Source organism: Streptomyces sp. NPDC048352, assembly GCF_040651895.1.
Taxonomy (GTDB): Bacteria; Actinomycetota; Actinomycetes; order Streptomycetales; family Streptomycetaceae; genus Streptomyces.
On the sequence record NZ_JBEZKZ010000152.1, the window covers coordinates 1 to 4,219 of the forward strand.

The 4,219-nt window shown below is 78.3% G+C and carries 3 protein-coding genes and 1 pseudogene; 2 read left to right on the forward strand and 2 right to left on the reverse strand.

Annotation, left to right across the window (positions count from 1 at the left end; genetic code table 11):
• Positions 1 to 246: hypothetical protein (locus tag AB0D45_RS34600; RefSeq protein ID WP_362466626.1), on the reverse strand; the 246-nt coding region annotated here is incomplete at its 3' end.
• Between the two features lie 15 nt (positions 247 to 261).
• Here AB0D45_RS34600 and AB0D45_RS34605 point away from each other — a divergent pair.
• On the forward strand, positions 262 to 3,477 hold the full coding sequence (locus tag AB0D45_RS34605) for a BTAD domain-containing putative transcriptional regulator (protein ID WP_362466629.1): 3,216 nt from the start codon (positions 262 to 264) through the stop codon (positions 3,475 to 3,477).
• On the opposite strand, the gene AB0D45_RS34610 is transcribed toward AB0D45_RS34605, so the two are convergent.
• Complete coding sequence (locus tag AB0D45_RS34610) at positions 3,464 to 3,982, reverse strand: NPCBM/NEW2 domain-containing protein (RefSeq protein WP_362466632.1); 519 nt, start codon at positions 3,980 to 3,982, stop codon at positions 3,464 to 3,466. The two genes, AB0D45_RS34605 and AB0D45_RS34610, sit on opposite strands and share 14 nt — an antisense overlap.
• Here AB0D45_RS34610 and AB0D45_RS34615 point away from each other — a divergent pair.
• A pseudogene (locus AB0D45_RS34615) lies at positions 3,954 to 4,219 on the forward strand (hypothetical protein); the annotation flags it as partial. The gene AB0D45_RS34610 and the pseudogene AB0D45_RS34615 overlap by 29 nt on opposite strands.

Below are 4,219 nucleotides of genomic sequence, written 5' to 3' on the forward strand. Positions count from 1 at the left end.
GCCCCGGCGGTAGCTGAAGCGCGGGGGTACGGCCTCGTCCGGCGTCACCCCCTCGGCGGCAGCCGCCCCGCTGGGCTCCCGCCCCGTCGGCCCGGTGACGGCCCGGCAGGTTCCGCCCCGGCGGCCGCCGACGGGCCGCCGCGGCGGCCCCGAGCTCCGGCGGTAGCTGAAGCGCCGGGGTACGGCCTCGCCCAGCGGCACCCCGGCGGCGGCAGCCGCCCGCCCCCGCCCGCCCCGCAGGGCCAAGGCAGAATGGCCCCGGTGCGGTACCTCATCCTCGGCACCACCACGGCCCGCGACGACACCGGCGCCCCCCTCACCCCCGGCGGCGCCCGCCTGCGCGCGCTCCTCACCGCCCTCGCCCTGCGCGCCGGCGCCCCCGGCGCCGCCTCCGTCACCGACCTGGTCGACGAGGTCTGGGGCGACGACCCGCCCCAGGACGCCCCCGCCGCCCTCCAGGCCCTCGTCTCCCGCCTGCGCCGCACCCTCGGCTCCCGCGAAGCCGTCCACGCCGACCCCGCCGGCGGCTACCGCCTCGCCGCCACCCGCGAGGACGTCGACCTCCACCGCTTCACCCGCCTCGCGGCCCTCGGCGCCGAGCAGCTCACCGCCGACCCCGCCACCGCCGCCACCACCCTGCGCGAGGCCCTCGCCCTGTGGCGCGGCCCCGCCCTGGCCGACCTCCCCGAACCCGCCCGCACCGCACACGCCGCCGCCTGCGAAGCCCGCCGCGCCGCCGCCCTGCGGGACCGCATCGAGGCCGACCTGCGCAGCGGCGCCACCGCCCCCGCCGCACTCCTGCCGGAGATCGAGGCGCTGATCCAGGAGCATCCGTACGACGAACCACTGCGCGCCCAGCAGCTCCGTGCCCTGCGCGCCGCGGGCCGCCCCGCCGACGCCCTCGCCGCATACGAGCGCACCCGCCGCGACCTCGCCGAAGGCCTCGGCGCGGACCCCGGCCCGCGGCTGCGCGCGCTGCACGCCGAACTGCTCCAGGCCCCGCCCCCGCAGCCCCGCGGCAACATCCGCCCCCGCCTGACCTCCTTCGTCGGCCGCGAGCCCGAACTCGCCGCCCTTGCCGAGGACCTGGACCGCGTACGCCTCGTCACCCTCACCGGCCCCGGCGGTTCCGGCAAGACCCGCCTCGCCGAGCACGCGGCCGCCGCCCGCCCCGGCTCCGGCTGGCTCGTCGAACTCGCCCGCCTCGACCACCTCGCCGCCGTCCCCGGCGCCGTCCTCAGCGCCCTCGGCCTGCGCGACAACGGCCTCGTCGCCCGGGAGAAGACCGCCGCCCACGACGACCCCACCGCCGTCCTCGTCGAACACTGCGCACACCGCCGCCTGCTCCTCGTCCTCGACAACTGCGAGCACGTCATCGGGGCCGCCGCCGAACTCGCCGAACGCCTCCTCACCCACTGCCCCGGCGTGCGGATCCTCGCCACCAGCCGCGAACCCCTCGGCGTGCCCGGCGAGTTCCTGCGCCCGCTCGATCCGCTGCCGCCCGGCCCCGCGCACCGCCTCTTCGCCGACCGTGCCGCCGCCGCCCGCCCCGGCTTCAGCCCCGTCGAGGACCCGGCCGCCGTCGCCGAGATCTGCGACCGCCTGGACGGGCTGCCGCTCGCCATCGAGCTGGCCGCCGCCCGGCTGCGCCTGCTCACCCCGCGCCAGATCGCCGACCGCCTCGACGACCGCTTCCGCCTGCTGACCGGCGGCGCCCGTACCGTCCTGCCCCGCCAGCAGACCCTGCGCGCCGTCGTCGACTGGTCCTGGGACCTCCTCGACGCGGCCGAGCGCACCGTCCTCGCCCGGCTGTCCGTCTTCGCCGGCGGCTGCGACCTGGACGCCGCCGAAGCCGTCTGCGGCGACGCCCGCGCGCCCGGCGCCGCCGACACCATGGCGGCCCTCGTCGACAAGTCCCTCGTCGTGGCCGTCCCCGAGCCCGACGGCATGCGCTACCGCATGCTGGAGACCATCCACGAGTACGCCGCCGAGCGCCTCGCCGAGGACCCCGACGACGCCCGCGCCACCGCCCTGCGGCACGCCGGCCACTACCTCGCCCTCGCCGAGCGGGCCGAGCCGCTGCTGCGCTCCCCGGGCCAGCTCCCCTGGATCCGGCGCGTCGAGACCGAGCTCGACAACCTCCGCGGCGCCCTCCACACCGCCACCGACGGCGACCCCGAAGGGACCGGCCCGGAGATCGCCCGGCGCCTCGTCTTCGCCCTCAGCTGGTTCTGGTGGCTGCGCAACTACCGCGTCGAGGGCGCCGAATGGACCGGCCGGGTCCTCGCCCGGACCCCCGCTGACCCGCCCGAGGGCACCCCGGCGTACTGGCACTTCATGCGCCTGGAGATCCTCCACGTCTTCCTGATCGCCGAGAGCACGGGCCTGGAGGGGTTCCGCACGCCCGAGCAGCGCGCCCGCGCCGCCCGCGTCAAGGCGGCCTTCCGCCGGGGCTGCCCGGAAAGCACCGTCTTCCCCGGCATGCTCTGGCCCGCCACCTCCTTCCTCACCGGCGAGGCCGCCCACTTCCACACCGAACTCGAGACGACCGTCGCCAACTGCCGGCGCCACGCGGGCGACTGGGAACTCGGCGTCACCCTGCTGATGCGCACCCACGCGGCGCTCGACATGACCGGCGGCCTCGACACCGCCGACGCCGACCTCGCCGAGCTCCACGCCATCGCCGACCGCGTCGGGGACCGCTGGATCCGCGCCCAGGTGGCCAGCGCGTCCGGAGAGGCCGCGCTCGCACGCGGCCAGTACGACAGCGCCCGCGCCGCGTACGAGGAGTGCCTGCGGCTGGCCCGCGAGGTCGGCGCCCACATCGAGGCGCCCTTCGCGATCGCCCGCATCGCGGAAACCGCCTTCTGCGCCGGGGACTACGAGAGTGCCGAACGGCTCCTCGCCGAGGCCGTGCACGAAGCCGACGAGCGCGGCGCGGTGTACGACGTGACCACCTTCGCCGGACTCCTGACCGCCCTGCTCGCCCTCCGGAACGGCGACTTCCCCCGGGCGGCGGCCGCCTGCGCCCGGGCCCGCGCCGAAGCCGCACGGATCACCACGCCCCCGCAGCTCACCGCCGGGCTCGATCTGGCCGAGGCCGTCCTGGCCGCCCGCGCCCGGGGCCCGGAGGCGGGCCTGGCCAGGATCGGGCCCGCCCTCGCCGAGGCGGCCGGCGCGCGCTGCGCCGAACGCTTCCTGGCCGGTCTCGCCGAGACGGCGTCCCTGCTGCTGGCCGACGCCGGGCATCCGGCCGAGAGCGTACGAGTGCTCGCCGCGGCCACCTCATGGCGCGCGGGCCGGCCCCGCCCGGTGCCGGAGGAGGCCGCCCTGGAGGGACTTCCGGAGCGCACCCGCGCGGCCCTCGGGGCGGCCGGCCAGGCTCAGGCGGAAGCCGAGGGCCGGACCCTGACCCCGGCCGAGGTGGCCGCCGTACTGTCCGCCTTCACGGTGGACGCCGGCGTCAGCGGCAGCTGATCACCGCGTCGGCCCAGCTCGCCAGCGTCGGCAGGTGTCCCGGTGCGGCCTGCTCCACCACGAGCCGCAGCGTCGTGCGCCCGGCCAGGGGCACGTCGACCGGCACGGGGGCGTCGCCGTACCCGAGCGCGTCCGAACGCCACAGCCGCTGACCGTCGCCGTACACGGAGAACCGCACCGTCCCGTCGGTCAGCAGCGACAGCCCGTCCACCCCGGCCCGTGCCGAGAAGCGGGTGCACTGCCGGTTGAGGGTGATCTCCACCGTGGAGCGGGAGGCGACGGTGATCCCCTGCCCGAACCGCTGCCCGCCCGCCACCAGGCCCCACCGCTGCCACACCCAGCTGCTGCGCCAGGTCTCCAGTTCGGGACCGGTGTGCTGCCCGTACGCGGAGTGCCCGAGGCGGGCCAGCGCGAACCCCTGCGCAGGCCCCGGCGCCGGTGCCGGCCCGCCCCGCGACGGAGACGGGGACGGTGGCGTGGGCGAGGCCTTCGCCCGCGGGGTCACCGCGGCGGATGGCGGCGCGGCCACCGCGGCCGGTACGGACGGCGCCGCGCTCCGCCCGGGCGGTACGGACCTCCGCGCAACCGGCGCAGGAGCCCCCGGCGGCGTCGACTCCGGCGCGGCGGACACCGACGGCGCGGGCACCTCGGGCGCGGCCGGCGCCGCTGGCGAGGCCGCCCGCGAGCAGGCGGTCAAGCGCTTCCGCACCGCCCTCGACGTGGCGGGGCTGAAGGTGCCGAT